Here is a 5,337-nt window from a genome sequence, read left to right on the forward strand (position 1 = left end):
GAGTTTAGGAAAGAAACATTGTGGTGTGAATCACGGAAAACGGATTTGCATGGCAAACGAAACGCTGGTATAGTTGATTGGGTTGCCGCGGGAACGCGGTAACAATGAAAATAACATGAATGACCGTTCAACGGTAAGACTTCTCGAAAGAGTAAGTTGAGGTGTTGAATCGGTGTGTTGCTTGAGAACTCAATAGTGTGCTTTGTTCAATAAAATCACCAAATATGGTGATGGAAACTGAAACTAATACCAAATATTTATTTATTTGATAATCATTGAATGGTTTCAAAAAAGTCAGCTTGAGTCACGCACCCCCGTGTGTGATTCGCTGTTTGAGATCAGATTATCAAGCTTTTCTATTTTTTCAACGGAGAGTTTGATTCTGGCTCAGGACGAACGCTGGCGGCGTGCTTAACACATGCAAGTCGAACGATGAAGCCTAGCTTGCTAGGTGGATTAGTGGCGAACGGGTGAGTAATACGTGAGTAACCTACCTTTAACTCTGGGATAAGCCTGGGAAACTGGGTCTAATACCGGATACGACCAATCTCCGCATGGGGTGTTGGTGGAAAGCGTTATGTAGTGGTTATAGATGGGCTCACGGCCTATCAGCTTGTTGGTGAGGTAACGGCTCACCAAGGCGACGACGGGTAGCCGGCCTGAGAGGGTGACCGGCCACACTGGGACTGAGACACGGCCCAGACTCCTACGGGAGGCAGCAGTGGGGAATATTGCACAATGGGCGCAAGCCTGATGCAGCGACGCCGCGTGAGGGATGACGGCCTTCGGGTTGTAAACCTCTGTTAGCAGGGAAGAAGAGAGATTGACGGTACCTGCAGAGAAAGCGCCGGCTAACTACGTGCCAGCAGCCGCGGTAATACGTAGGGCGCGAGCGTTGTCCGGAATTATTGGGCGTAAAGAGCTTGTAGGCGGTTTGTCGCGTCTGCTGTGAAAGGCCGGGGCTTAACCCCGTGTATTGCAGTGGGTACGGGCAGACTAGAGTGCAGTAGGGGAGACTGGAATTCCTGGTGTAGCGGTGGAATGCGCAGATATCAGGAGGAACACCGATGGCGAAGGCAGGTCTCTGGGCTGTAACTGACGCTGAGAAGCGAAAGCATGGGGAGCGAACAGGATTAGATACCCTGGTAGTCCATGCCGTAAACGTTGGGCACTAGGTGTGGGGGACATTCCACGTTTTCCGCGCCGTAGCTAACGCATTAAGTGCCCCGCCTGGGGAGTACGGCCGCAAGGCTAAAACTCAAAGAAATTGACGGGGGCCCGCACAAGCGGCGGAGCATGCGGATTAATTCGATGCAACGCGAAGAACCTTACCAAGGCTTGACATATACTGGACCGCATCAGAGATGGTGTTTCCCTTCGGGGCTGGTATACAGGTGGTGCATGGTTGTCGTCAGCTCGTGTCGTGAGATGTTGGGTTAAGTCCCGCAACGAGCGCAACCCTCGTTCTATGTTGCCAGCACGTTATGGTGGGGACTCATAGGAGACTGCCGGGGTCAACTCGGAGGAAGGTGGGGATGACGTCAAATCATCATGCCCCTTATGTCTTGGGCTTCACGCATGCTACAATGGCCGGTACAGAGGGTTGCGATACTGTGAGGTGGAGCTAATCCCTAAAAGCCGGTCTCAGTTCGGATTGGGGTCTGCAACTCGACCCCATGAAGTCGGAGTCGCTAGTAATCGCAGATCAGCAACGCTGCGGTGAATACGTTCCCGGGCCTTGTACACACCGCCCGTCAAGTCACGAAAGTTGGTAACACCCAAAGCCGGTGGCCTAACCCTTTTGGGAGGGAGCCGTCTAAGGTGGGATTGGCGATTGGGACTAAGTCGTAACAAGGTAGCCGTACCGGAAGGTGCGGCTGGATCACCTCCTTTCTAAGGAGCACATTTAGTTGGCCATGCTGTCCGCGAGTGTCGGGTGGGTGGTTTTGCTCATGGGTGGAATGTTGGTTTTGGGTTGGATGAGGCGCATTGTTGGGTTTTGGGGTAACACATTGTGTGTTGTTCCTTTGTTTGCCTGGCATGGTGATGATGCAAGTGTTTTTGTTTGTGTTGTTGTTGTGTTGTGGGTTGTTGTTTGAGAACTATATAGTGGACGCGAGCATCTTCTGGAATTTGCGTTGAATCAATGCTTTGGTGTTGGTTTGATTGTTGATTTTAGATTCTTATTTTTCTTGATTGTGTGTAAGTTATTAAGGGCACACGGTGGATGCCTTGGCATTAAGAGCCGATGAAGGACGTGTGAATCTGCGATAAGCCTCGGGGAGCCGATAACTGGGCTGTGATCCGAGGATTTCCGAATGGGGAAACCTGGCTCATCTTCATGGTGAGTTACCGCCAGCTGAATGTATAGGCTGGTTGGGGGGAACGCGGGGAAGTGAAACATCTCAGTACCCGCAGGAAGAGAAAATAAAGTAATGATTCTGTGAGTAGTGGCGAGCGAAAGCGGAAGAGACTAAACCTGTGGTGTGTGATAGCGGTTAGGCGTTGCATCATGGGGGTTGTGGGAGTCACAGTGGCAGTTCTAACTGGCTGCCGGCATGATGTTCAGGATGGTAGGTGAACGACTTGGAATGGTCGGCCGTAGAGGGTGAGAGTCCCGTAATCGAAATTGTTCTGTCCGTGGTGTGGCCACCCGAGTAGCACGGGGCTCGTGGAATCTCGTGTGAATCTGCCAGGACCACCTGGTAAGTCTAAATACTTCTTAGTGACCGATAGTGAATCAGTACCGTGAGGGAATGGTGAAAAGTACCCCGGGAGGGGAGTGAAATAGTACCTGAAACCGTGTGCTTACAAGCCGTTGGAGCCTTTTGGGGTGACAGCGTGCCTTTTGAAGAATGAGCCTGCGAGTTAGTGTTATGTCGCGAGGTTAACCCGTGTGGGGTATCCGTAGCGAAAGCGAGTCTGAATAGGGCGTTTGAGTGGCATGACCTAGACCCGAAGCGGAGTGATCTATCCATGGCCAGGTTGAAGCGACGGTAAGACGTCGTGGAGGACCGAACCCACTTCAGTTGAAAATGGAGGGGATGAGCTGTGGATAGGGGTGAAAGGCCAATCAAACTCTGTGATAGCTGGTTCTCCCCGAAATGCATTTAGGTGCAGCGTTACGTGTTTCTTGCCGGAGGTAGAGCTACTGGATGGCCGATGGGCCTTCACGGGTTACTGACGTCAGCTAAACTCCGAATGCCGGTAAGTGAGAGCGTAGCAGTGAGACAGTGGGGGATAAGCTTCATTGTCGAGAGGGAAACAGCCCAGACCACCAACTAAGGCCCCTAAGCGTGTGCTAAGTGGGAAAGGATGTGGAGTTGCTTAGACAACCAGGAGGTTGGCTTAGAAGCAGCCATCCTTGAAAGAGTGCGTAACAGCTCACTGGTCAAGTGATTCTGCGCCGATAATGTAGCGGGGCTCAAGTACACCGCCGAAGTTGTGGCAATGATCTTTTTTGGATTGTTGGGTAGGGGAGCGTCGTGTGGCCGGTGAAGCTGCGGTGTAAACCAGTGGTGGAGGCTATGCGAGTGAGAATGCAGGCATGAGTAGCGAAAGATGAGTGAGAAACTCATCCGCCGGATGATCAAGGGTTCCAGGGTCAAGTTAATCTGCCCTGGGTTAGTCGGGGCCTAAGGCGAGGCCGACAGGCGTAGTCGATGGATAACGGGTTGATATTCCCGTACCGGTGAAGAACCGCCCATACTGATATTGTGATGCTAACCATGCGAAGCATGATGTGCAGGCTTTTGTTTGTGTGTTGTGTGGGTTGTGGGACCCGATCTTTGGAGGTAAACGTGTTAACAGGTGTGACGCAGGAAGGTAGCCAAGCCACGCGATGGTTGTCGTGGTCTAAGCGTGTAGGGTTGTCGGTTGTTAAATGCGCCGGCTGTGTGCCTGAGACGTGATGGGACCCCGTTTTTGGGGGATTTGGTGATCCTATGCTGCCGAGAAAAGCATCGGCGTGAGGTTTTAGCCGCCCGTACCCTAAACCGACACAGGTGATCAGGTAGAGAATACTAAGGCGATCGAGAGAATCATGGTTAAGGAACTCGGCAAAATGCCCCCGTAACTTCGGGAGAAGGGGGACCTTGAGCGTGATGGGCACTTGCTGCCTGGAGCGTGTATGGGTCGCAGAGACCAGGGGGAAGCGACTGTTTATCAAAAACACAGGTCCGTGCGAAGTCGTAAGACGATGTATACGGACTGACTCCTGCCCGGTGCTGGAAGGTTAAGAGGATTGGTTAGCTCTTTTGAGCGAAGCTGAGAATTTAAGCCCCAGTAAACGGCGGTGGTAACTATAACCATCCTAAGGTAGCGAAATTCCTTGTCGGGTAAGTTCCGACCTGCACGAATGGAGTAACGACTTCCCTACTGTCTCAACCATGAACTCGGCGAAATTGCAGTACGAGTAAAGATGCTCGTTTCGCGCAGCAGGACGGAAAGACCCCGTGACCTTTACTATAGTTTGGTATTGGTGTTTGGTTTGGCTTGTGTAGGATAGGTGGGAGACTGTGAAGCATGGACGCTAGTTTGTGTGGAGTCGTTGTTGAAATACCACTCTGGTCAATCTGGATGTCTAACTTCGGGCCATGATCTGGTTCAGGGACAGTGCCTGATGGGTAGTTTAACTGGGGCGGTTGCCTCCTAAAGTGTAACGGAGGCGCCCAAAGGTTCCCTCAGCCTGGTTGGCAATCAGGTGTTGAGTGTAAGTGCACAAGGGAGCTTGACTGTGAGACTGGCAGGTCGAGCAGGGACGAAAGTCGGGACTAGTGATCCGGCGGTACGTTGTGGAACGGCCGTCGCTCAACGGATAAAAGGTACCTCGGGGATAACAGGCTGATCTTGCCCAAGAGTCCATATCGACGGCATGGTTTGGCACCTCGATGTCGGCTCGTCGCATCCTGGGGCTGGAGTCGGTCCCAAGGGTTGGGCTGTTCGCCCATTAAAGCGGTACGCGAGCTGGGTTCAGAACGTCGTGAGACAGTTCGGTCCCTATCCGCTGCGCGCGTTGGAAATTTGAGAAAGGCTGTCCTTAGTACGAGAGGACCGGGACGGACGAACCTCTGGTATGTCAGTTGTACCGCCAGGTGCATGGCTGATTGGCTACGTTCGGGAGGGATAACCGCTGAAAGCATCTAAGCGGGAAGCCTGTTTCGAGATGAGATTTCCTGGCACTTTGGTGTGTGAGGCTCCTTATAGATGATGAGGTTGATAGGCCGGGTATGGAAGCGGGGACTGAAGACTCGTGGAGTTGACTGGTACTAATAGGCCGAAGGCTTACTTTTCAAGAAGTTTTGTGTTGTTTGCGTTCACTGTATGGTTTTTGGATAA

Annotated in this window: 2 rRNA genes; both read left to right on the top strand. The window is 52.1% G+C overall.

The window, feature by feature from the left end:
* The first annotated feature begins 364 nt into the window (after positions 1 to 364).
* Positions 365 to 1,893, top strand: a 16S ribosomal RNA gene (locus tag HMPREF2605_RS00135).
* Positions 1,894 to 2,200: 307 nt separating this feature from the next.
* Positions 2,201 to 5,291: ribosomal RNA gene (locus tag HMPREF2605_RS00140) — 23S ribosomal RNA — on the top strand.
* Together the 16S and 23S rRNA genes form the textbook arrangement of a ribosomal RNA operon.
* The last annotated feature ends 46 nt before the right edge of the window (positions 5,292 to 5,337 follow it).

This window comes from Rothia sp. HMSC065C03 (assembly GCF_001837295.1).
Lineage (GTDB): Bacteria > Actinomycetota > Actinomycetes > Actinomycetales > Micrococcaceae > Rothia.